Annotated in this window: 20 protein-coding genes and 1 tRNA gene; 8 read left to right on the top strand and 13 right to left on the bottom strand. The window is 66.5% G+C overall.

Annotated elements, in window-relative coordinates; genetic code table 11:
* Positions 1-10 precede the first annotated feature (10 nt).
* The gene (locus tag NJF35_RS12645) at positions 11-2,392 is read left to right on the top strand and encodes a TonB-dependent receptor (protein WP_253091133.1); all 2,382 of its coding nucleotides are present in this window, start codon (positions 11-13) and stop codon (positions 2,390-2,392) included.
* A gap of 43 nt (positions 2,393-2,435) precedes the next feature.
* Positions 2,436-4,013, top strand: coding sequence for an alpha/beta hydrolase-fold protein (locus NJF35_RS12650; RefSeq protein WP_253091134.1), 1,578 nt, complete (start codon positions 2,436-2,438; stop codon positions 4,011-4,013).
* Between the two features lie 26 nt (positions 4,014-4,039).
* On the opposite strand, the gene NJF35_RS12655 is transcribed toward NJF35_RS12650, so the two are convergent.
* From NJF35_RS12655 to NJF35_RS12675, 5 genes are all read right to left on the bottom strand, one after another.
* Positions 4,040-5,740, bottom strand: a complete 1,701-nt coding sequence (locus tag NJF35_RS12655; protein ID WP_253091135.1) for a SulP family inorganic anion transporter — start codon at positions 5,738-5,740, stop codon at positions 4,040-4,042.
* Between the two features lie 205 nt (positions 5,741-5,945).
* Positions 5,946-6,019, bottom strand: a tRNA-Gly gene (locus NJF35_RS12660).
* A gap of 114 nt (positions 6,020-6,133) precedes the next feature.
* Entirely contained in the window at positions 6,134-7,018 is an 885-nt protein-coding gene (locus NJF35_RS12665; protein ID WP_225788064.1) for an alpha/beta fold hydrolase, read from the bottom strand.
* A 386-nt stretch (positions 7,019-7,404) separates the two neighbouring features.
* The gene (locus tag NJF35_RS12670; RefSeq protein WP_225788065.1) at positions 7,405-8,097 is read right to left on the bottom strand and encodes a pseudouridine synthase; all 693 of its coding nucleotides are present in this window, start codon (positions 8,095-8,097) and stop codon (positions 7,405-7,407) included.
* Between the two features lie 29 nt (positions 8,098-8,126).
* Positions 8,127-8,336, bottom strand: coding sequence for a cysteine-rich CWC family protein (locus NJF35_RS12675; RefSeq protein ID WP_225788066.1), 210 nt, complete (start codon positions 8,334-8,336; stop codon positions 8,127-8,129).
* 217 nt (positions 8,337-8,553) lie between these two features.
* Here NJF35_RS12675 and NJF35_RS12680 point away from each other — a divergent pair, with 217 nt between their 5' ends.
* Positions 8,554-8,991, top strand: a complete 438-nt coding sequence (locus NJF35_RS12680; protein ID WP_253091136.1) for a hypothetical protein — start codon at positions 8,554-8,556, stop codon at positions 8,989-8,991.
* Positions 8,992-9,091: 100 nt separating this feature from the next.
* Here NJF35_RS12680 and NJF35_RS12685 read toward each other — a convergent pair whose 3' ends face one another.
* A complete protein-coding gene (locus NJF35_RS12685) occupies positions 9,092-10,198 on the bottom strand; it encodes an enoyl-CoA hydratase/isomerase family protein (RefSeq protein ID WP_225788068.1) in 1,107 nt (368 codons plus the stop codon).
* Positions 10,199-10,324: 126 nt separating this feature from the next.
* Here NJF35_RS12685 and ung point away from each other — a divergent pair, with 126 nt between their 5' ends.
* Positions 10,325-11,017 (top strand): uracil-DNA glycosylase, encoded by a 693-nt coding sequence (gene ung / locus NJF35_RS12690; protein WP_253091137.1) that lies wholly within the window; start codon positions 10,325-10,327, stop codon positions 11,015-11,017.
* Positions 11,018-11,095: 78 nt separating this feature from the next.
* Here the strand turns inward: ung and NJF35_RS12695 are convergent, their stop codons facing one another.
* The 5 genes from NJF35_RS12695 to NJF35_RS12715 all read right to left on the bottom strand — a co-directional run bounded on the left by NJF35_RS12695 (position 11,096) and on the right by NJF35_RS12715 (position 16,632).
* Complete coding sequence (locus NJF35_RS12695) at positions 11,096-12,121, bottom strand: AbrB family transcriptional regulator (protein ID WP_225788070.1); 1,026 nt, start codon at positions 12,119-12,121, stop codon at positions 11,096-11,098.
* Positions 12,114-13,628 carry a tripartite tricarboxylate transporter permease gene (locus tag NJF35_RS12700; RefSeq protein ID WP_225788071.1) on the bottom strand — a complete coding sequence of 505 codons (1,515 nt, stop codon included), beginning with the start codon at positions 13,626-13,628 and terminating at the stop codon, positions 12,114-12,116. Before NJF35_RS12700 ends, NJF35_RS12695 begins: the two co-directional genes overlap by 8 nt.
* A 3-nt stretch (positions 13,629-13,631) precedes the next feature.
* Positions 13,632-14,090 carry a tripartite tricarboxylate transporter TctB family protein gene (locus NJF35_RS12705; protein ID WP_253091138.1) on the bottom strand — a complete coding sequence of 153 codons (459 nt, stop codon included), beginning with the start codon at positions 14,088-14,090 and terminating at the stop codon, positions 13,632-13,634.
* Between the two features lie 237 nt (positions 14,091-14,327).
* Entirely contained in the window at positions 14,328-15,308 is a 981-nt protein-coding gene (locus NJF35_RS12710) for a Bug family tripartite tricarboxylate transporter substrate binding protein (RefSeq protein ID WP_253091139.1), read from the bottom strand.
* 34 nt (positions 15,309-15,342) lie between these two features.
* On the bottom strand, positions 15,343-16,632 hold the full coding sequence (locus NJF35_RS12715) for an OprD family porin (RefSeq protein WP_225788074.1): 1,290 nt from the start codon (positions 16,630-16,632) through the stop codon (positions 15,343-15,345).
* A 201-nt stretch (positions 16,633-16,833) separates the two neighbouring features.
* Here NJF35_RS12715 and NJF35_RS12720 point away from each other — a divergent pair, with 201 nt between their 5' ends.
* Together NJF35_RS12720 and NJF35_RS12725 are read left to right on the top strand one after the other, a co-directional pair.
* Positions 16,834-17,505, top strand: a complete 672-nt coding sequence (locus tag NJF35_RS12720; protein ID WP_225788075.1) for a response regulator — start codon at positions 16,834-16,836, stop codon at positions 17,503-17,505.
* Positions 17,498-18,877: a sensor histidine kinase gene (locus NJF35_RS12725; RefSeq protein ID WP_225788076.1), complete on the top strand. Its 1,380-nt coding sequence runs from the start codon at positions 17,498-17,500 to the stop codon at positions 18,875-18,877. The genes NJF35_RS12720 and NJF35_RS12725 overlap by 8 nt, the downstream gene beginning before the upstream one ends.
* 36 nt (positions 18,878-18,913) lie before the next feature.
* On the opposite strand, the gene NJF35_RS12730 is transcribed toward NJF35_RS12725, so the two are convergent.
* Both NJF35_RS12730 and NJF35_RS12735 read right to left on the bottom strand, forming a co-directional pair.
* Positions 18,914-19,720 carry an HDOD domain-containing protein gene (locus NJF35_RS12730; RefSeq protein ID WP_225788077.1) on the bottom strand — a complete coding sequence of 269 codons (807 nt, stop codon included), beginning with the start codon at positions 19,718-19,720 and terminating at the stop codon, positions 18,914-18,916.
* Between the two features lie 55 nt (positions 19,721-19,775).
* The gene (locus NJF35_RS12735) at positions 19,776-20,717 is read right to left on the bottom strand and encodes a YgfZ/GcvT domain-containing protein (protein ID WP_225788078.1); all 942 of its coding nucleotides are present in this window, start codon (positions 20,715-20,717) and stop codon (positions 19,776-19,778) included.
* Between the two features lie 133 nt (positions 20,718-20,850).
* On the opposite strand from NJF35_RS12735, the gene NJF35_RS12740 reads away from it, so the two are divergent.
* Positions 20,851-21,105, top strand: a complete 255-nt coding sequence (locus tag NJF35_RS12740) for a succinate dehydrogenase assembly factor 2 (protein WP_225788079.1) — start codon at positions 20,851-20,853, stop codon at positions 21,103-21,105.
* A complete protein-coding gene (locus NJF35_RS12745) occupies positions 21,089-21,547 on the top strand; it encodes a protein YgfX (protein WP_225788080.1) in 459 nt (152 codons plus the stop codon). Before NJF35_RS12740 ends, NJF35_RS12745 begins: the two co-directional genes overlap by 17 nt.
* Positions 21,548-21,715 lie beyond the last annotated feature (168 nt).

Raw genomic sequence — 21,715 nt, forward strand, 5'->3', positions numbered from 1 at the left:
AGGACCGATCATGTCGCTTTACCCCACCCGCTTCCCCGGCACCCTGCGCCGTTTGGCCCTGGCCTGCGCCTTGGGTGGCGCGGGCCTGGCGCCCGCCGTCGCGCTGGCCGACAGCCAGCCGCTGGCGCTGGACCTGCCAAGCCAGTCCCTGGAGGCCACCGTGCATGCCCTGGCCCATGAGTCAGGTGTGGCCATCGCGGCCGACAGCCGTGTGCTCGCCGGCCGCAGCGCACCGGCCCTGCGGGGGCGCTACACGGTGTTGCAAGCCTTGCAGCAGTTGCTGCAGGGCAGTGACCTGGTGGCGGTCGAGGAAAACGGTGTGGTGATCCTGCGCAGCAGCAGCGAGGCGGGCGCCCTGACCCTCGGGGCGACCACGGTCAACGCCAGCGGCTTCGCCAGTGACCTGCCCGACGCCTACAGCGGCGGCCAGGTCGCCCGCGGTGCGCGGGTTGGCCTGTTGGGCAACCGCGACATCATGGACACGCCGTTCAACATCACCGCGTATACCGCGCAGGCCATCGAGAACCAGCAGAGCGGCACGGTCGGCGCGGTGTTGCGCAACGATCCGTCGATCCGCTTCAGCACTGGCGAAGGCCATGCCTACGAGAACTTCATGATCCGCGGTTACTCCCTGGACTCCACTGAGCTTGCGGTGAACGGCCTGTACGGCCTGGCGCCGGATGGCCATGTGCCGACCGAGTTCCTCGAGCGGGTCGAGGTGCTCAAGGGGCCGGGGGCACTGCTTTCCGGCATGGCGCCCAATGGCGGTGTGGGCGGCGTGATCAACCTGGTGCCCAAGCGCGCTGGCGATGCGCCGCTGACGCGCCTGACCACCAGCTACGTGTCCGATGGTTTCGTCGCCGAGCACATCGACCTGAGCCGGCGCTTCGCCGACGGTCGCTTCGGCATCCGCTTCAACGGCGTCTACGGTAGCGGCGACACCGGTGTGGACCAGCAATCCAAGGATCGCACCCTCGCGTCCCTGGCGCTCGATTATCGGGGCGACGACTTCAAGCTCGAGCTCGATGCCTACGAGACCCATGAGAAACTCGACAACGGCAGCCCGATGATGGCCGGCTTCAGCAAGCTGGGCCAGGTGACCAAGGCCCCCAAGCCCGACACCAACATCCTCGAAGGCATCCATGCCAAGCAGATCAGTAAAGCCGTGGTGCTGCACGGTGAATATGAGCTGGACGAGCACTGGACCGCCTTCGCCAGCGTCGGTGGCGCGCGGACCCGCTACGACGGCTTTCTCAACGGTACCCGGGTCATCGTCACCAAGGCCGACGGCACGGCCACTGGCGAAACCTACAACCAGGCCGGCTACACCCACAGCCTGTCCACCGAGGCTGGCCTGCGCGGCAACTTCATGACCGGTGACGTGAGCCACCAACTGGTGCTCAGTGCCACCCTGCTGCACCAGGACATCGGCCGTGCGCCGACCGTCACCGGGCCGAAGTACACCACCAGCATCTACCACCCGGGCAAGGCGGTGATCGCCGGCGACCATGGCAGCAGCGACAAGACCGGCGACAACACCTTGTCCAGCTTCGCCCTGGCCGACACCCTGGGTTTCGTCGATGACCGCGTGCTGCTGACCCTGGGGGTACGGGCCCAGCGGGTACGCCAGAAAATGAGCAACCCCGCCTACGACGAGCGCAAGCTGACCCCGGCCCTGGGGATCGTGGTCAAGCCCTGGGATGCGCCGTTATCGCTGTATGCCAACTACATCGAAGGGCTGACCCAGGGCGGCATGGTCACTGACCTCAAGGCGGCCAACTATGGCGAGCAGTTCGCACCGTACGTGGCCAGGCAGATGGAAACCGGCGTGAAGTGGGACCTGGGCGATTTCAGTCATACCCTGGCGGTGTTCCAGATCGAGAAGCCGAGCATGATCAAGGACGGCGGGGCCGACGAGTACCGCTACACCGACGATGGCGAGCAGCGCAACCGCGGCGTGGAATGGAACATGTTCGGCGAGGTCGTGCCCGGCGTACGTCTGCTCGGTGGCGTGACCTATACCCGTGCCAGGCTGACCAAGACCGCCAACGGCCAGCTCGACGGCAATACCGCCCGTGGCGTGCCGCAGTGGTCGGCCAACCTTGGCGCCGAGTGGGACCTGCCGTGGGTAGAGGGCCTGACCCTGACCGCCCTGGGCATCCACAGCAGTTCCCAGTACCTGGACGACGAGAACACGCTGAAGATCCCCCAGTGGACTCGCTATGACCTGGGCGCACGCTATGCCACCAAGGTGTTGAGCAAGGACGTGACCCTGCGTGCCAGCCTGGAAAACGTCGAGAACCGCGCCTATTGGGCCGGGGTGTTCAACCCTGGCTACGCCACGGTGAGCGAGCCGCGAACCCTGAAACTCTCCGCCAGTGTCGACTTCTGAGGTGAACATGCATCGATTCGCGTGCTGTGGGTGTGCGGTGCTCATGGCCGCCGCTTGTGCGGGTGGGGCCCAGGCCGCGCCGGACCAAGGGCTGCGGGTAGGCCAGGTCGTCAGCGGCCGGGCCCTCGAGGCCTCCCAGTCCGTCTGGCCACTGTCGCTCAAGGCCGGGGACCTGGTTCGTGGCCGGGTCGATGGCGATGTCAGCCTGCGCTTGCTCGATGAGCGCGGGCAATCGCTGCGCCTGCTGCTCGATGGCCTCGACCAGCCCCGCGAGTTCCTGTTCGTCGCCGGGCGCGACGGCCGTTTCGGCCTGCGCGCCGAGCCCCTGCCGATCCGCCCGGGGGCCCACTTCAGCTTGCGCCTGGAGCAGGTGCTGGCGGCCAGCGAGCAGCGCCGTGCTCCGGTGCCGCTGGCCAGCCCGACCCTGCGCGAGCTGGCCGGGCAACTCGCTAACGGTGGCGACACGGCAGCGTTCTGGCAGGCGCGTGCCGAACAGGGCACGCCCTTGGTCGAGGCGGTTCCCGGCAAGCCCGGGCAGCGCCTGGTCACCTTCCTCTGGCGCGGTGCCAGGGACAACGTGCGTATGTTCGGCGCCCCGAGTGGCAGCCACGAGGCGTTGCAGCGCCTGGGCGAAAGCGATGTCTGGTACCGCAGTTTCGAGGTACCCGCCGCTACGCGGCTGAGCTACCAGATGGCCCCGGATGTACCCCCCTCGGACGACCGCCGGGTGATCCTCGCCAGCACGCGCCGCGACCCGCTCAACCCCAACACCTTCGCCGACGCCAGCGGTGACCCCTGGTTGTCACGTTCCCGCCTGGAGCTGCCCGACGCTGCGCCGCAGCCGTGGAGTGCCGAGCGGCCGGGCGTGGCCCGTGGCAGCGTCGAGCGCAAGCGCCTGGCCAGCCGGTCGCTGGGCAACGAGCGTGACATCTACCTGTACCGCCCGGCTGGCTGGCGCCTGGGCCAGGCCGACCAAGGCCTGCTGGTGCTGTTCGACGCCCACGCCTACACCCGCCAGGTACCGACCCCGACGATCCTCGACAACCTGATCGCCGAAGGTCGGATACCGCCCACGGCGGCGATCATCATCGCCAATCCCAGTGACCTCAGCCGTCAACAGGAACTGCCGCCCAACCCAGCCTTCGCGCGCTTCATGGCCGAGGAACTGATGCCCTGGGCGCATCGGCAAGGGATCTCGGCGCAGGCCTCGCACACCGTGGTCGCCGGCTCCAGCTACGGCGGCCTGGCCGCAGCTTACATGGGGCTCAGGCATCCGGAGCTGTTCGGTAACGTGCTGAGCCTGTCGGGTTCCTACTGGTGGGCCAGGGAGGGCGAGGAGCCTGGCTGGCTGACCCGCGAGTACGTCAAGGTGCCCCGCCTGCCGCTGCGTTTCTACCTGCAGGCCGGGCTGTTCGAAGGGCCCAGGATCCTCGACAGCAATCGCCACCTGCGTGATGTGCTGCTGGCCAAGGGGTATGAGGTCGAGCAAGTCGAATATCCGGCGGGGCACGACTACCTGCAATGGCGGGGGAGCCTGCCGTGCGGGTTGGTCAGCCTGCTCGGCAAAGGGACGCAAACCGTAGCCGAGGCGTGCAGGTATCCTCAAGGCATCGATCCTTGAAACAGGCATGCCAGCGGTAAGCGGCGTCACTCCTCCCGTACGGCTTGCCGCTGCCTGTTGCGCCACACCCGGTACGCCCGGATCCCCGCCCGCACCGAGCCGAACAGTAGTTTGTCCTCCATCTCCCGCGCCATCCCCGAGCGCACCAGCATGCGCAGGAAGGGGCCACGGGCGCGGGCGATGCTGAAGTGGATGCCCTGGGCGGCGAGGGTATCGCGTACTTCGCGCAGGGCGGCGATGCCGCTGACGTCGATGCGGGTCACCGCCTCGGCGTCGAACAGTACGGCCTGGGGCTTGCTCTCCTGCTGCACGGCGTCGAGCAGGCGCATCTTGAAGTAGTCGGCGTTGAAGAACAGGATCGCGTCGTCGAAGCGGTACACCACCAGGCCTGGGACGGTGCGGGCGTCGGGGTGGTGGCGGATGTCGACCTGGCCTTCGATACCGGGCGCCCAGCCGAGCACGGCGTCGGTGGGCTGGTAGATGCTGTACAGCAGGCGCAGGATCGCCAGGGTCACGGCGAAGATGATGCCCGGCAACACGCCCAGGCCGAGCACGCCCACGGTGGTCAGCAGGCACAGGCAGAACTCGAAGCGGCTGAGCCTGTAGATCTTGCCCAGGGACTTCACATCGATCAGCCCCCAGCCGGCCATCAGCAGCACGGCGCCCAGGGCGGCCTGGGGAATCCAGGCCATGGGCGCGGTGAAGAACAGCAGGATCAAGGCGATCACCAGCGCGGCGATGATGCCCACCAATTGGCTCTTGCCGCCGACCATGTCGTTGACCGCGGTCCGCGAATCGGCGCCGCTGATGGCGAAGCCCTGGGAGATCCCGGCGGCCAGGTTGCTGACGCCAAGGGCGACGAACTCATGGTTGGCGTTGAGCGCGTAGCCGTGGCGGGCGGCGAAGCTGCGGGCGGTGAGCATGGCGCTGCAGAAGCTCACCGTGGCGATACCCAGGGCATCGCGCAGCAGGCTCTTGGTTTCCGCCAGGTTGCTCTGCGGCCAGGCCAGCTCCGGGATACCCGCCGGCACCGGGCCGAGGATGGCCACGCCGAAACGGTCCAGGCCGAACAGCCCCGCCAGCAGGGTGAACAGCGCCACCGTCAGTAGCGCCGCGGGCAGGCGCGGATAACGGCGCGGCAGCCAGATCAGCAGGCCTAGGCCGGCCAGGCCGATGGCCAGGGTCAGCCAGTGGATCTCACCCAGACGCTGGAGGAAGTCGAGCAAGCTGAGGATGAAACCGTCGCCTTCGATCCTGAACCCCACCACCTTGCTCAATTGCCCGGCGATCAGGCTCAGGCCGATGCCGTTGAGGTAGCCGATCAGGATCGGCCGCGAGAAGAAACTGGCGATGAACCCGGCCCGGGCCACCCCGGCGGCGATCAGCATCAGCCCCACCAGCACGGTGACGATCACCGCCAGCTCGGCGGTGCGCTGCGTATCGCCCATGGCCAGCGGCGCCACGGCGCCGGCGATCATGGCGCAGGTCGCCGCGTCCGGGCCGACCATCAATTTCCGCGAACTGCCGATCAGGGCGTAGACCATCATCGGCAGCACGCAGGCATACAGCCCGTATTGTGGCGGCAGACCGACGATCTGGGCATAGGCGATGGCGATGGGAATCTGGATCGCGGCCACGGACAGGCCTGCCTGCAGGTCGGCATGGAACCACTCGCGGCGGTAGTGGAGGAGGTTGGCCAGGCCGGGTAGCCAGCGGGAGAGAAACATGCGCAGTCCTTTCGAAATGTTTCGCAGTGCTTCGAGCATATGCGCCCGAAGCCGTTTCGCTTGCAAGTGGAATCCAGAGGGCATTCAAGCCGATCGGCGAAGAGATGGCCAGAGGCCATATAACGAAAGGAGGGCACGAAAAAAGGAGCAGAAGCTCCTTTTGACAGGCGATGACGCTGCTGGAACGTCATGCGGGAAAGCGATATGGAGCGGGTGATGGGAATCGAACCCACGCTAGCAGCTTGGGAAGCTGCAGTTCTGCCATTGAACTACACCCGCTTCGGAGCCCGACTTTTTACCAGAACCCTCGCGCCATGAGAAGCCCGAGTTGTAAAAAGACCTGTCGACGCCCCGTAGCCTGCGGGTGCTGGAGGCTACGGGACGCCGAGACGGTCAGATGGCCAATGCATGCTGCCCCTGTACGTACGGGTGGCGTTGACGGGGCGCACGCACGGTTGGCTTGAGGAAGCCGAGCATGGCGGTGCGGGTATCTTCACAGGCGCTCTTGTGCTCCATGTCGAGGAAGTGGCCGGCGTCGCGGATCACGCTGAAGTGGCTTTGCTGCACATGCTGGCCGAACTGCCGGGCATCCTCGACGGTGGTGTACTCGTCACGCTCGCCATTGATGAACAGCACCGGGATGTCGATGTTGTGCGCGGCCTTCAGTGCCCGCTGCAGGTCATGCTGCAGCACCTGGTTGATGTGGAAGTGCATCTGCGCGTACTCGTGGCTGTCGAGGCTGCTGACGTGGCGGTAGTTGAAGCGCTTGAACAGCGACGGCAGGTACTTGCCGATGGTGTCGTTGACCAGGTTGCCCACCTGGTAGCGGTCGCAGGCGGCCAGGTACTGGCAACCGCGCTCCAGGTAGTCGCGCATGGGTTCGTTGATCACCGGCGAAAACGAACTGACGATGGCCTTGCGTACCCGTCGCGGCTGGTACGCAAGGGCCAGCAGTGCGCAGGCGCCGCCCCAGGAAAAGGACATCACGTGGTCGGCCTGGAAGTGCTCGATCAGCTCGAGGAGGATATGCGCCTCGGTCTCCTTGGTGATCAGCCGTTCCTGGCGGTTGTGCGGCTTGGACTTGCCAGCGTAGGGCTGGTCGTACAGCACGACATTGAACTGCGGGTGCAGGCTGCGCACCGTCTGGGCAAAGGAGGCCGTGGTGGCCAGGGAGCCGTTGATCAGGATGATCGTCTTCTCGGCGGCTTCGGCGCGATGGAACTCCGTGTAAACCCGGTACTGACCTTGGATATCAAGCACAGCGATTTCTGGCCTCATGTCATCGACTCCTGGCGCAAAAAGGGTATTCGCGTCACCTAGGGTGCACGTTCTTCATGACAGGTAGGCATACGCCTCGAAGAGAAACCGGAGCCCTTGTGTCGATCCTTGGCACGCGTGTCGACGGTATTGTTTTAGGTGGGCAATCTGCCGTGCCCCAGGGCATCGAGGCCCCGGGTGGCCGGCAAAAAGGTGTCTTGGACTGCGGTTGTGACCGATAAGTCACATGCAGACCGACGAGTTAGGATTCAAGCAGCAGGGGCGGGATCCTGCAAGTGCCGTTCGGGGAATCCTGCGGGGAAAACCGCTGGGCGGTCGTTTGGGGAATGCCGGTCAATCCAGGGGCCTTGTAGTCCGAGGGCTGCAGCAGCCCCATCCCCATCCGTTCAGACCGAAGCGATCTCCTGCTCGGTGAGTTCGCGGAACTCACCCGGCGCCAGGGCAGGGTCGAGCTGGATAGGCCCCATGCATTCGCGGTGCAGCCCGACCACCTTGTTCTGGAAGTGGCCGAACATGCGCTTGACCTGGTGATAACGCCCCTCGACGATCGCCAGGCGTGCCTGGCGCGGCCCGAGGATGTCCAGCCGGGCGGGCTGGGTGGTGAGGTTTTCGAAGGCGAAGTAGAAGCCTTCGTGGAACTTGGCGACATAGTGCTTGCCGATCTCGTCCTCGGTCTGGACGTGGTAGACCTTGGGCAGCTTGGTACCAGGCTGGGTCAGGCGGCGCGACCATTGTCCGTCGTTGGTCAGGATCATCAGCCCGGTGGTGTTGTAGTCCAGGCGCCCGGCGATGTGCAGGTCGCCGCGCAGCCCAGCGGGCAGCAGGTCGAGCACCGTGCGGTGCCGTGGGTCCTGGGTCGCGCTGACGTAACCGGCGGGCTTGTGCAGCATCAGGTAGCGCGCCGGGTGGCCGGCCTGGAGCACTTGGCCGTCCACCTCGATGCGGTCGAACGCACGGACCTCATGACGGGGGTCGCTCACCACCGCATCGCCCACGCGGACACGCCGCTGGACCAGCAGCAGGCGGACCTGCTGGCGGTTGTAGCAGGGGTGGTTGGCGAGGAAACGGTCTAGGCGCATGGCGGCAGGTCGGGAGAAAAGAGCGCAGTCTAGCGCCGCGTTGCTTCGGCGTGCTCGCTGAGCGACGCGCAGCGAGGGCACAGGCAGGCCTTGTCGCGCAGTTCGGCGGGCACGGCCTGGAGCGCGGCTGGGTCGATGGTCACCGCGAAGCACCAGCAGTTCTGCGTGGCGCTACGAGGGTCGGCCAGGCTGCACTGGTTGAGTGCGCCACAGGCGGGGCAGTGCTGTTGGTCATTCATGTTGCGATCATCGGGCTGGTACATCTTGCGCCGGAGTATATCCGAAGGGGAGGGAGGAGGCGGCGTCGCTTGGGCGGGACGGACAAGCTGTTTCAAGTTATTGCAAAAATGGCACTGTACCTGGGCGCGACGGTCTTATTCGATGTCGATGAACGCTTATCCGTCGACGCTCGCCAGCGCCGCTGGGTCGGGCACTCCAGCGGTCCAGGAGGCCGCCATGTACCGTCGAATGCTGCTGATCGCCCTGCTGGGCCTGTTGACCACCGCCTGCGCACCCTACCATGGGGGCGGGGGGTATTACCGCACGGACTACTACACCAGCGATCGCTATGCTTATCCGGGCCATTACCGCTACGACCGCTATTACGTCGCGCCGCAACCGCGCTACTACTACCAGCCCGCGCCACGTTACTACCGGCCGGCGCCCGCACCGCACTACAAGCCCTATCCACCGCCTGTCGTGAAGCAATGGCACGGTAACCCGCATCATGACTACGGCAACCGCCATCGCTACGATTACGGCCGGGATCGGGACCGGCATGATTACCGCAACGACAACCGGCGCTACCAGAACGAGCGCTGGCACTCCAATGGCCGGGGCGAAGACAAGCGCCGACCTGATGGCCGGCAGGGGGACCGTAACTGGCGGCGTTGAGGCCAATGCCCGGCAGTCAGGTAGCGGCCTACCTGGATGTCAAAAACCACGGAATCCCCCACAGGCCATGGCGTGCCGCCATGGCCTGGAGGAAACTTGCTCACCCTAGGTCGGCCAACGGATGCCGCCCCTCCCACACCTTGGCGAAATGCGCCTCGACCACCGCGGCCGGGACCTGGGCGATGTCCGGCCAGTGCCAGCGCGGCTGGTTGTCCTTGTCCAGCAGGCGCGCGCGCACGCCTTCGCTGAACTCTGGATGACGGCAGCAGTTCAGGCTCATGGTGTATTCCATCTGGAACACCTGGGCCAGGGACAGGTAGCGCGCCCGGCGGATCTGCTCCCATACCAGGTGCGCCGTCAGCGGGCAGCCCTCGTGCAGCCGCTGCCCGGCCTCGGCCAGCAGCGGGTCGGCATGCTGGCTCAAGCCGCACAGGGCGCGCCAGGCCGCCACCGGGTCGGCCACATCGAGCAAGGCATCGATCTGCTCCCGGCGCGGGAGCCACTGGGCCTCGGGCAATTCGGCGCAGGCCCGATGCTGCTCGGCCTTGAGCAGGCTGTTCAGTTGCAGGACGGTCTGCTCCTGCCAGTTCAGTTGCAGCAGTTCCTCGATCAACGCCTCCTGCTGGTATTCGCCGAGCAAGCGGTCGGCCAGGCCCAGGTCGAGGGCATCACGGGCATTGATCGGCGCGCCGGTCAGGCCGAGGAACAGGCCGAGCTTGCCCGGCAGGCGGGCGAGGAACCAACTGGCGCCGACATCCGGGTACAGGCCGATGCTGATCTCCGGCATGGCCAGCCGGCTGCTGGGGGTGACGATACGCACGCCGGCTCCCTGCAACAGGCCCATGCCGCCGCCCAGCACGTGGCCATGCCCCCAGCACAGCAGGGGCTTGGGGTAGGTGTGCAGGCGGTAGTCGAGCCGGTATTCGGCGGCGAAGAAGGTCGCGGCCAGCGCAGGCACGCTGCCAGGATGGTCACGGCAGGCATTGACCAGCGCTCGCACATCGCCGCCGGCGCAGAACGCCCTGGGGCCATTGCCGCGCACCAGTACGCAGACGATGCCAGGGTCACTGGCCCAGGCCCGCAGGTGCTCGTCGAGAACCTCGATCATTGGCAGGCTCAGGGCATTGAGCGTCTTGGGCGCGTCCAGTGTGGCGATGCCGATGCGCGCGCCTTCGGCACCGGTGAGTACTTCGCAATGAATGGACATGGGCTACCTCACGCAAGTCATCGCACAAGTATGGTTCGCCAGTGGGATCGTGCCCGTCGTCGGTCGGATCGATTGACAAGGCCGGACGGCTTACCTAGTGTCGCGCCATTGTTTACGGATGGCCCCATGACTGACGACGATCGCATCAAACTCGAACCCAGCTGGAAAGCCGCGCTGCGCGCCGAGTTCGACCAGCCTTACATGAAGCAGCTGCGTGAGTTCCTGCGCCAGGAATACGCTGCCGGCAAGGAGATCTACCCGCCGGGGCCGCTGATCTTCAATGCCCTGAATTCCACGCCACTGGACAAGGTGAAGGTGGTCATCCTCGGCCAGGACCCCTACCACGGCCCAGGCCAGGCCCATGGCCTGTGCTTCTCGGTGCAGCCGGGCGTGCCCACGCCGCCGTCGCTGGTGAACATCTACAAGGAACTGCAGCGCGACCTCAACCTGCCCATCCCCAACCATGGCTATCTGCAGAGCTGGGCCGACCAGGGCGTGTTGTTGCTCAACACCACCATGACCGTGCAGCGCGGCAATGCTGCCTCGCACGCCAACGCCGGCTGGCAGCCGTTCACCGACCGCATCATCCAGGTGGTCAGCGAGCAGTGCGAGAACGTGGTGTTCCTGCTGTGGGGGGCCCATGCCCAGAGCAAGCAGAAGCTGATCGATGGCACCAAGCACCTGGTGCTCAAGTCGGTGCACCCGTCGCCGCTGTCGGCCTATCGCGGGTTCTTCGGTTGCGGGCATTTCAGCCGGGCCAACGGCTTCCTCGAACAGCGCGGGCTGGCGCCGATCGACTGGGCGTTGCCGCCGCTCTGATCCTGGATCCAGGGGGCTTTGTCAGTTGGGGCACGAAGCGCCCCAAATGGCATTGGGCAAGCCCGCCGGCCTGGCGAATCAGCCGTCGTTCCAGCGCCGGAACAACGGCTCGGCGAGAAACAGCACGAACAACAAGCGCATCACCTGCAGCGCCGTCACCAGTGGCACCGACAACTGCAAGGTCTCCGCCGTCAGGCTCATCTCGGCAATGCCGCCGGGCATCATGCCCAGGGTCAGCGAGCGCAGGTCCAGGTGGGTCAGCAGGCTCAAGGCCCAGGCCGCCGCAGCGGCGATGAGCATGCTCAGCGCCGTGGCCAGCAGGGTGCGGCCGAGGAAGGACGGTGCGCGGCGGAAGAAGGCACGGTTGAAGTGGCAGGCCAGGCCGCTGCCGATCAGCCATTGGCCGACCTGGCTGGCGCCCGGCGGCAGGGCGATCTGCAGGTTGCCCGCCAGGCTCGCGCAGGCGGCCACCAGCAGTGGACCGAACAGCCAGGGGTTGGGCTGGCGCAGGCGTTGCCAGCCCAGTGCGGCCAGTACCCCGAGCGGCGCGATCAGTGCCAGCCACCCCCAACTGACGCTGGCGGAATGGTTCAGCGGCATGCCATCGCCGAGCAAGAACTTGAACAGCGCCGGCACGCACAACACTACCGCCAGCACCCGCAGGCTCTGGGCCGCGGCCACCTGGCTGAGCACCGCGCCGTTGCGCGCGCCAAGGTTGACCATCTCTCCCGAGCCGCCCGGCATGCTGGCGAAGAACGCCGTGGCACGGTCTTCGCCGGTGCGTCGTAGCAGCCATACGCCGATCACCGCCGACAGGGTGGTGAACAGCGCACCGAAGAAGATCAGGGCGAAGTGCCCGGCCACCTGCTCGATCACCGCTGGGGTGAAGTGCAGGCCAATGCCGATGCCGATGATCCACTGGCCGCATTTGCGGCCATTGGGGATTTCCGTCAACTGCCAGGGCGTCAGGCAGCGCACCAGGATGATCGCCAGCAGCGAGCCGACCATCCACGGCAAGGGCCAGCCGACCTTGCTGGCGAGAAACCCGCCAGCAAGGCCGACCAGCCCGGTGGCCCAGAACAGCGGCAACGACCGGTCAGGCATCGGCCATGGCCCGGCGTTGCAGGCTGCGCTTGCGCCAGATGCGCAGCAGCGGCAGGGTCAGCATGAAGACGGTCAGTACCCATACCACCAGGCTGATCGGGCTCGACCAGAGGATGCCCAGCTCGCCGTTGGAGATCGACAGGGCACGGCGCAGGTTCTGCTCCATCAGGCCGCCGAGGATGAAGCCGAGCAGGATCGGCGACAGCGGGAAGTCCAGCTTGCGCAAGATGTAGCCCATGATGCCGATGCCGACCATCAGGAACAGGTCGAAGGTGGTGGCATGCACGGCATATACGCCGATCGCGGTGATGATCGCGATCACTGGCACCAGCGCCCAGTTCGGTACCGCGAGGATGCGGGTGAAGATGCGGATCATCGGGATGTTCAGGATCACCAGCATGATGTTGGCGATGAACAGCGAGGCGATCAGGCCCCAGACGATGTCCGGCTGCTGTTCGAACAGCAGCGGGCCCGGGGTGATGTTGTACAGGGTCAGCGCGCCGATCATCACCGCGGTGGTGCCCGAGCCCGGTACGCCGAGGGTCAGCATCGGCACCAGGGCGCCGCAGCAGGAGGCTCCGATGGCGGTTTCCGGGGCGGCCAGGCCGCGCGCATCGCCCTTGCCGAACTTGCCCTTGGCACCGGCGATGCGCTTCTCGGTCATGTAGGCCACGGCACTGGCCAGGGTCGCACCGGCGCCAGGCAGCACGCCCATGATGAAGCCCAGCAGGCCGCAGCGGATGTTGACGACGAACACCGAGGCCGCTTCCTTGAGGTTGAACAGCATGCGCCCGGTGGCCTTGACCGCCGCGTGGCCATGGTGGGTCTTTTCCAGCAGCAGGAGGATCTCGCTGATCGAGAACAGGCCCAGTACCAGCACGACGAACTGGATACCGTCGGCCAGGTGCACGCTGTCGCCGGTGAAGCGGTACACGCCGCTGTTGGCATCGATGCCGACGCTGGAGAGGAACAGGCCGATCAGCGCGGCGATGAAGGTCTTGAGTGGCTTGTCGCCGGCCATGCCGCCAAGACAGACGATGGCGAACACCATCAGCACGAAGTATTCCGCCGGGCCGAAGGCGATCGCCCATTTGGCCAGCAGCGGGGCGAACAGCACCATGCCGCAGGTGGCGATGAAGGCGCCGATGAACGAACTCCAGGCCGACAGCGACAGGGCCACGCCAGCCAGGCCCTGGCGGGCCATGGGGTAGCCGTCGAGGGTGGTCATCACGGTGGAGGCTTCACCGGGGATGTTCAGCAGGATCGAGCTGATCCGCCCGCCATACTCGCAGCCCAGGTACACCGCGGCCAGCAGGATCAGTGCCGACTCTGGGGGCAGGCCCAGGGCGAAGGCGATGGGGATCAGCAGGGCGACGCCGTTGATCGGGCCCAGGCCCGGCAGCAGGCCGACCACGGTGCCGATCAGGGTGCCGATCAGGGCGGTGATCAGGTTGTACGGGCTCAGGGCGACGCCGAAGCCCTGGCCCAGGTAGCTCAAGGTATCCATTTGTCAGTTCTCCAGTACGTCCAGCAGGCCAAGGGGCAGGGGCACGTCCATCACGTGGTCGAACAGCCAGTAGAGCAGTGCGCTCATGGCCGCGACCACGATGACGCTGGACAACCAGCGCCCGCCGTACAGCCGGGCCATCGGCACGCCGACGAGGGTGGCGCTGAGGATGAAACCCAGGGACTCGAAGGTGCTGGCGAAGACGATCAACAGGCCGACACAGGTCGTGATCTTGATCAGGGTGGGGCGGTCCAGCTCCGGCTCGTCGTCCTTGCGCACGATGGGCGTAGGACGAAAGGCAAGGTAGAGCAGCGCCACGCCCATCAGGCCGAGCATCAGCAGCGGGTAGGCGCGGGGGCCCACCGGTTCGTAGGAAAACGCGGCCTGGTAAGGCCAGGCCATCACGGCCAGGGCGGCGCACACCGCCAGCAGGGCCAGGGCGAAGATGCGTTGCAGGATCATCGAAGAATCCTCGGTAGTCTCGACTGTGGGCGCGGCCTGGTGTCGCGAAAGGCCGCCCCCGCATGGCTCTAGTGTCCTGTCTTGGAAATACGTTCTCTTTTGGCGAGTGGCTTGGGTGTTCGGCCAAGGCGCCGCGACGAGTCATAGCAGGGCTATGGCGAGGAGTGGCAACGCCGGCCGGGCGCCCAAGACGCCGCCAAAAGCGAACAGCTTATTTCCGAGACAGGACACTAACTGTTACTGGATCAGCCCGAATTCCCGGGCCAGCGCCTTGTAGTCGGCAACCTGTTTCTTCACGTAGCCGTCGAGTTCTTCGCCGGTCATGGCGAACGGGAACATCTCGCGCTGGTCGCGCAGCTTGGCGAAGTCCTCCGAGGCCAGCAGCTTGTCGAACGAGGCTTTCCACCAGGTGTAGTCCTCGTCGCTGACCTTCGGCCCCAGGTAGAAGCCGCGCACCACCGGCCAGACGATGTCGTAGCCCTGCTCCTTGGCGGTGGGGATGTCCTTCATCTCAGGCTCGTCCAGGCGGTTTTCGGAGAACACCGCCAGGATGCGCATGTCGCCGCTCTGGATGTGCGGCATGGAGTCGGAGATGTCGGTGGAGCCGACCTGGATGTGCCCGCCGAGCAGCGCAGTGGCGATCTCGCCGCCGCCTTCCAGGGCTACGTAGCGCAGGTCACGCGGGTCGATGCCGGCGGCCTTGGCGATCAGTGCGGTCTGCATCCAGTCCTGGCTGCCGACGGTGCCGCCGGAGCCGATCACCACCTTGCCCGGGTCCTTCTTCAGCGCTGCGACCAGGTCGTCGAGGTTCTTGTAGGGTGAGTCCTTCTTCACCGCGATGGCGCCGTAGCTGGTGCCGACCGCCGCCAGCCACTTCACGGCGTTCTCGTCGAAGCGGCCGAACTTGCCCTGGGCCAGGTTGAGCAGCGAGCCGCTGGACCAGGCCACCAGGGTCCCGCCATCGGCCGGACGCTGCGCGACAACGGCGTTGTAGGCCACCGCGCCGACGCCGCCGGGCATGTAGGTCACGCGCATGGGCTTGCTGAGGATCTTCTCGTTGACCAGGGCGCTCTGCACCAGCTTGCAGGTCAGGTCGAAGCCGCCGCCGGGCGAGGCGGGGGCGATGCATTCTGGGCGTTTCGGCTCGGCGGCCAGGGCGTTGCCGGCCAGCAGCAGGCAGCCGGTGGCGAGGACGAGGCGGCGCAGTGAAAAGGTCATCGTCTATCTCCGTGAGGCATTGTTGTTGTAGGGATTACCACAGGGCCACGCTGTAGCTCACCAGCAGCCGCACTTCGTCGGCGTCGCGGGCAAAATTCGAGCGGAAGGTGGCATTACGCAGGCGCACGGCGACGTCCTTCAACGGGCCGCTTTGTACCACGTACTTGAACTCGGTGTTGCGCTCCCACTCCTTGCCCTCGCTGCCGTCGGCACGGCTGACGTTGTCGCCGCTGATGTAGCGGGTCATGAAGGTCAGGCCGGGGATACCGAGGGCGGCGAAGTTGTAGTCGTAGCGCAGCTGCCAGGAGCGCTCGTCGGCGCCGGCGAAGTCGTTGATCTGGACGAAGTTGACCAGGTACGGGTCGGCGCCATCGACGTAGGGGAAGGCGCTGTCGCCGGACAGGTGCTGGTAGGCGGCGCTGAGCTTGTGCCCGTCCAGGGCATAGCTGAGCATGCCATTGACGGTGGTGTTGTCGATGCTGCCGGCCTTGGCCTGCCCCTGGTCGTCGCTGACCGCCAGGCGCAGGTCGGCGCCGAAGGTGCCCGGGCCCCAGGGCTGGGTGGCGACCATGCCGAGGAAGTGCTGGCGGTAGATATCGTCGAGCTGGGCGAAGTGGTAGCTGCCGGTGATGCGGTCGGTGAACTGGTAGTCCAGGCCGGCGAGGTCGTAGTGGTCGGCGGAGAAGGTACCGCCGAAGCGGCCGTTCTTGTTGTTGAGGGCGATGTCTTCCCAGTTGGTGTCGTTGCGGTCCTTGGCCTTTTCCAGGCGGCCGCCGGTGAAGGTCAGGTCCTTGATCTCCTGCGAGGTGACCAGGCCGCCTTCGAAGGTCTGCGGCAGGATGCGGCCATCGTTGGGCTGCAGGGTCGGCAGTTCCGGGATCAGCGTGCCGATCTTCAGCTCGGTCTTGGAAACCTTGACCTTGCCGGTCAGGCCGAGCTTGGAGTATTCGTCGGCCGCCTTGCCATCGTCATGGGTCGGCAGCAGGCCGCTGTCGGTGCGGTCGGGGCTGGAATCGAGCTTGATGCCGAGCATGCCCAGCGCATCCAGGCCGAACCCCACGGTGCCTTCGGTATAGCCGGACTCGAAGTTGAGCATGAACCCCTGGGCCCACTCGTCGCGCTTGGATTGCTGCGCGCTGGTGCCGTCGCGGAAGTCGCGGTTGAAATACATGTTGCGGGTTTCGAAGGTGGCCGTGCTGTCTTCGAAGAAGGCGGCCTGGCTCATCGGGGCGACACCGGCGAGCGCGAGGGCGCTGGCGAGGGTGCAGGGACGTGCGGACAGGGAACGGATAGGCGCGAACGCCCGGGGCTGCGTGGACAGCATCGTCGGAAACTCCGTTTATTGTTCTTATTTCGGTGCACCTTGCTGGTGCTTTCTTGCGGCGCATGGGGCGACCGTGGTGCGATGCTAGGGAATGAACCTTTCGCTAACCTTTCAGCGTGAAAGGTTTGCCACAAGGGCTTCACAGGCCCCTCGACAGCGGTACACTCCGCGCCAACGCCCCACCCGAGCCGGGAGAATCCGATGCGTGTGTTGCTGGTCGAAGACCACCTGCCACTGGCCGAAAGCGTGGCCCAGGCCCTCAAGAGCCAGGGCCTGACCGTGGATGTGCTGCACGATGGCGTGGCCGCCGACCTGGCCCTGGCCAGCGAGGACTATGCCGTGGCCGTGCTCGATGTCGGCCTGCCGCGCATGGACGGGTTCGAGGTGCTGGCGCGCCTGCGTGGGCGGGGCAAGACCTTGCCGGTGCTGATGCTGACTGCGCGCAGCGACGTCAAGGACCGGGTCCATGGCCTGAACCTGGGCGCCGACGACTACCTGGCCAAGCCCTTCGAGCTGACCGAGCTGGAGGCGCGGGTCAAGGCCCTGCTGCGTCGCAGCGTGCTCGGTGGCGAGCGCCAGCAACGCTGCGGCCCGCTGGTCTACGACCTGGACACCCGGCGCTTCACCCTGCAGGACGAGGCCCTGACCCTGACCCAGCGCGAGCAGAGCGTGCTCGAGGCGCTGATCGCCCGCCCCGGGCGGGTGATGAGCAAGGAGCAACTGGCCGCCCAGGTGTTCGGCCTGGACGAGGAGGCCAGCCCCGATGCCATCGAGATCTACATCCACCGCCTGCGCAAGAAACTCGACGGCCACCCGGTGGCCATCGTTACCTTCAGGGGGCTCGGCTACCTGCTCGAGCACCGCGATGCGTGACGACGGCAGCCTGCGCTGGCGCCTGCTGGGCAACCTGGCCCTGCTGCTGGTGGTGTTGATGCTGGCCAGTGGCTTGAGTGCCTACTGGAACGGCCGCGAGGCCGCCGACACCGCCTACGACCGCACCTTGCTGGCGTCGGCGCGGACCATCGCCGCCGGCCTGTCGCAGCGCGACGGTACCCTCAGCGCCGACGTGCCCTACGTGGCCCTGGATACCTTCGCCTACGACAGCGCCGGGCGCATCTACTACCAGGTGCTGGATATCCACCAGCGGCTGATCTCCGGCTACGAGAACCTGCCAGCGCCCCCGCCGGGCACGCCACGTACCGACGACTACCCGGCCCTGGCACGCTTCTACGACGCCACCTACCTGGGCCAGGACGTGCGCGTGGTCAGCCTGCTCAAGGCGGTCAGCGAGCCGAACATGAATGGCATGGCCGAGATCCGCGTGGCCGAGACGGAGGAAGCACGGGTGCGCATGGCCCGTGGCCTGATGGCCGATACCTTGCTGCGCCTGGGCATGCTGGCCCTGGCCGCGCTGGTGGTGGTGTGGTTCGCCGTCAGCGCCGCGCTGCGTCCGCTGGAGCGGCTGCGCACGGCGGTGGAAGAGCGCCAGCCCGACGACCTGCGCGCCCTGCCGGTGGTGCAGGTGCAGCGCGAACTCGGCCCCCTGGTGCGGGCCTTGAACCACTTCACCGAACGCTTGCGTGGCCAGTTCGAGCGCCAGGCCCAGTTCATCGCCGATGCCGCCCATGAGCTGCGCACCCCCCTGGCGGCGCTCAAGGCACGGGTCGAGCTGGGCTTGCGCTCGCACGAGCCGGAGCAATGGCGGCAGACCCTGGAGGCTGCTGCCCAGGGCACCGATCGGCTGACCCACCTGGCCAACCAGCTGCTGTCGCTGGCGCGGGTGGAAAACGGTGCGCGGGCGATCGCCGAAGGCGGTGCGCAGCGCCTGGACCTCAGCCAGCTGGCCCGTGAACTGGGCCTGGCCATGGCGCCGCTGGCCCATGCCCGGGGCGTGGCCCTGGCCCTGGAGGCGCAGGCGCCGGTGTGGCTCAAGGGCGAGCCGACCTTGCTCAACGAACTGCTCAGCAACCTGGTGGACAATGCCCTGGCCCATACGCCGGTCGGCGGCAACGTGATCCTGCGGGTACTGGCGCCGGCCATCCTCGAAGTGGAGGACGACGGGCCGGGGATTCCCGAGGAGGAGCGCGAGCGGGTGTTCGAGCGTTTCTACCGGCGTAGCGCCCAGGGCACCGGGCTGGGGTTGGCGATCGTCGGCGAGATCTGCCAGGCGCACCTGGCGCAGATCAGCCTGCACGATGGCGAGCAGGGTGGGTTGCGGGTGCGGGTCAGTTTCATCGCCGATTGAGCGCTGGGGGCCGTGCCCCAGATCGGCGCGTTACCCTCAGCGCAACATGCTGCGCGCGTCGAGCAGGTCCATGACATCCAGTTCGGTACCCTGGGGCAGGCCGAGGTGGTGGTAGGCGGGCAGGGCGGCCAGCGGGCGGCTGCGGGTCCGCTGGCTGATGCAGCGGGCGACCTGCACGATGTCGATGTAGTCGATCTTGTCGGTACGCCGGTCCAGGTCCTGGACCTGACTGGGCAGGTTGGCCAACTGCTCGGGAAACTCCCAGGCACTGAGGATCTTGTCACCCAGCACCGGATGGATCTGCTCGATCACGTAGTGCAGGCACACTGGATCGGAGAGCAGCTCGTTGTGTTCCTCGGCATAGATCAGCACCGGCAATGCGCCGATCTGGTGGACCAGGCCACCGAGGGTTGCCTGGTCGGGCTTGAGCTGGGTATGGCGGCGGCACAGTTCATAGCTGATGCCTGCAACTTCCAGGCTGTTGGCCCAGATATCCCGTAGTTTTTGTTCCACAGCCGGTGAGCGGGCATGGAAGATCTGCTCGATCACCAGGCCGATCGCCAGGTTGCAGCTGTAGTTGATACCCAGGCGGGTGATGGCGGCGTGCAGGTCGGTGACCTCCACCGTGGCCCGCAGCAGGGGGCTGTTGACCACCTTGATCAGGCGTGCCGACAGCGCGGCGTCGCGGCCGATCACCCTGCTCAGGGCGGCGACGCTGATCTCGCTGTTCTCGGCGGCCTCGCGGATGCTCAGGGCAACCTCCGGCAAGGTCGGCAACACCAGGTCGTCGTTGTCGATGGCAGCGAGCAATTGCGCTTGGACCATCTCGGCCAGCTTGTTCATGGGTTTCTCTACCGCAGTGGTGGTGCGGCCCCGCCGGTACGGCGGGGCAGGCTGGTCAGCGCTGGATTTCCCGGTCGCGGTCCAGTTCGTAGGGCAGGCTCAGCAGCTCCAGGCGCGGGCCTTCGAGGCTGCCCAGGTGCAGGTTGTCATCCTCCACCGCTTCGGCGCTGAGCACCGCGAGCAATTCGCAGCCCTGGCCACTGCTGGCCGCGATGACCACTTCGCCGACCGACGAGCCGTGGGTCGGCGAGAAGATCGCGGTGCCAGGGGCCGGTACCTCGGCCTGGTCCAGGGCCAGGCGATACTGGCGGCGCTTGAGCTTGCCCAGGTACTGCATGCGCGCGACGATTTCCTGGCCGGTGTAGCAGCCTTTCTTGAAGCTCACGCCGCCGACGGCCTGCAGGTTGATCATCTGTGGGATGAACAGCTCGCGGGTCGGGCCCATGACTTGGCCGATACCGGCGCGCACCTGGCCCAGCAGCCAGTCGTCGAGGCTGCCTTGCGCCAGGCTGGCGGCCAGTTTCGCGCGCACGTCGCCGGCCTGCGGGGCGGGCACCCAGAGCTCCACACGGCCTGCGCTGACGTTGATGGCGATCAGGTCGTCATGGCGTACGGTGGCGCCAGCCTCGCCGGGTACGGCCAGGCCCAGGGCCTGCAGGGCGGCCTCGCCGTGTTGCAGGCCGAAGCGGGCCCAGGCGCTGCTTTCGTCGGTGAGGGTGGCCTTGGAGAACACCGCGTATTTCTTCAGGTCGGCCAATTGCGGTTCGAGCAGTTCGCTGGCCATGGCCAGCAGGTAGCCGTTGCCTTCCGGCAGGATGCGGAAGCTCGATTGCATGCGGCCCTTGACCATGCAACGGGCGCCGAGGCTGGCGTGTTCCTGGCTGAGGTAGTTGATGTTGCAGGTCAGCTGGCCTTGCAGGAACTTGCCGGCATCGGAGCCGCGGACAGCGAGGATGCCCTCGTGGGACAGGGGACAGAAGAAAGCGGAATCGGCCATGGGTCATCGCGGTTGCTGGAGACTGGCGGCCATCATAGAACGCCGGTAACAAAATAGGTAGGTGACTAGACCAACGCCTTGTGCCGCGGTGTTCGCGGCACGGTATACTGGCCGGCCATTCGAGGAGGGCCCCATGGTCGAACAAACTGAACTCAACCGGCTTTTCTGGCACAGCCGCCGTGGCATGCTGGAACTGGACGTACTGCTGGTGCCATTCACCCAGGAGGTCTACCCCAGCCTGAGCGAAGCGGACCGCGAGCTGTACCGTCGCCTGCTGACCTGCGAGGACCAGGACCTGTTCGGCTGGTTCATGGAGCGCAACGAGTCCGAGGACCCTGAGTTGCAGCGCATGGTCCGCATCATCCTGGACCGTGTCCAGCCCAAGTGAGCATTTCGAGTGCCGTTGGCAGGGCTCGCGCCTGCTGCTGACGGCCTACCTGGCCTGCCAGGTGCTGGCGTTCGCGGCCCTTGGCCTGGGGGCGCAGCCCTGGTGGGTGACCCTGCCCCTGGCGGTCGCCTGCGTTGCCCACGCCTGCTGGGCCATTCCCCGCCGTATCCTGCTGACGCATCCTGAGGCGATCACCGGCCTGCGCCGTGACCCGTCGGGCTGGCGGCTGTTCAGTCGCGCCCGGGGCTGGCAGCCGGTGCGCCTGTGCCGCGACAGCGTGGCGCTGCCTGGGCTGGTGGTGTTGCGGTACGTGCGTCCGGGGCGGCGCTTCGGGGAGGCCCAGTGCATTCCCAAGGATGCACTGGGCCGGGATATGCACCGGCGCTTGCGTGTGCGGTTGAAGTTCAGCCGCCGCCGGTGGTCGGTAGTGGGCTCTCTGTAGGGCAGGGTAAGCCCCTAATGCTGTTCACTTAAGCCATTGGGGCCGCCTTGCGGCCCTTCGCGGGCAAGCCCGCTCTCATCAAACAAAATGCAACCCGCTGTTTTTTAAGCACCTTAGGCTGCCACCAATTGATACCCCAGCTTTCGGGCTTTGCGCAGCAAAGCCCGG

This window comes from Pseudomonas guariconensis (assembly GCF_024127895.1).
Classification (GTDB): Bacteria; Pseudomonadota; Gammaproteobacteria; order Pseudomonadales; family Pseudomonadaceae; genus Aquipseudomonas; species Aquipseudomonas guariconensis_B.

Coding starts and splice junctions, on each gene's coding strand:
- NJF35_RS12685 (WP_225788068.1), bottom strand. CDS start 10,198: ATGTCCATTCATTGCGAAGTACTCACCGGTGCCGAAGGCGCGCGCATC.
- NJF35_RS12680 (WP_253091136.1), top strand. CDS start 8,554: ATGTACCGTCGAATGCTGCTGATCGCCCTGCTGGGCCTGTTGACCACC.
- NJF35_RS12735 (WP_225788078.1), bottom strand. CDS start 20,717: ATGGCCGATTCCGCTTTCTTCTGTCCCCTGTCCCACGAGGGCATCCTC.
- NJF35_RS12695 (WP_225788070.1), bottom strand. CDS start 12,121: ATGCCTGACCGGTCGTTGCCGCTGTTCTGGGCCACCGGGCTGGTCGGC.
- NJF35_RS12645 (WP_253091133.1), top strand. CDS start 11: ATGTCGCTTTACCCCACCCGCTTCCCCGGCACCCTGCGCCGTTTGGCC.
- NJF35_RS12650 (WP_253091134.1), top strand. CDS start 2,436: ATGGCCGCCGCTTGTGCGGGTGGGGCCCAGGCCGCGCCGGACCAAGGG.
- NJF35_RS12655 (WP_253091135.1), bottom strand. CDS start 5,740: ATGTTTCTCTCCCGCTGGCTACCCGGCCTGGCCAACCTCCTCCACTAC.
- ung (WP_253091137.1), top strand. CDS start 10,325: ATGACTGACGACGATCGCATCAAACTCGAACCCAGCTGGAAAGCCGCG.
- NJF35_RS12710 (WP_253091139.1), bottom strand. CDS start 15,308: ATGACCTTTTCACTGCGCCGCCTCGTCCTCGCCACCGGCTGCCTGCTG.
- NJF35_RS12725 (WP_225788076.1), top strand. CDS start 17,498: ATGCGTGACGACGGCAGCCTGCGCTGGCGCCTGCTGGGCAACCTGGCC.
- NJF35_RS12730 (WP_225788077.1), bottom strand. CDS start 19,720: ATGAACAAGCTGGCCGAGATGGTCCAAGCGCAATTGCTCGCTGCCATC.
- NJF35_RS12720 (WP_225788075.1), top strand. CDS start 16,834: ATGCGTGTGTTGCTGGTCGAAGACCACCTGCCACTGGCCGAAAGCGTG.
- NJF35_RS12740 (WP_225788079.1), top strand. CDS start 20,851: ATGGTCGAACAAACTGAACTCAACCGGCTTTTCTGGCACAGCCGCCGT.
- NJF35_RS12700 (WP_225788071.1), bottom strand. CDS start 13,628: ATGGATACCTTGAGCTACCTGGGCCAGGGCTTCGGCGTCGCCCTGAGC.
- NJF35_RS12675 (WP_225788066.1), bottom strand. CDS start 8,336: ATGAATGACCAACAGCACTGCCCCGCCTGTGGCGCACTCAACCAGTGC.
- NJF35_RS12665 (WP_225788064.1), bottom strand. CDS start 7,018: ATGAGGCCAGAAATCGCTGTGCTTGATATCCAAGGTCAGTACCGGGTT.
- NJF35_RS12715 (WP_225788074.1), bottom strand. CDS start 16,632: ATGCTGTCCACGCAGCCCCGGGCGTTCGCGCCTATCCGTTCCCTGTCC.
- NJF35_RS12705 (WP_253091138.1), bottom strand. CDS start 14,090: ATGATCCTGCAACGCATCTTCGCCCTGGCCCTGCTGGCGGTGTGCGCC.
- NJF35_RS12670 (WP_225788065.1), bottom strand. CDS start 8,097: ATGCGCCTAGACCGTTTCCTCGCCAACCACCCCTGCTACAACCGCCAG.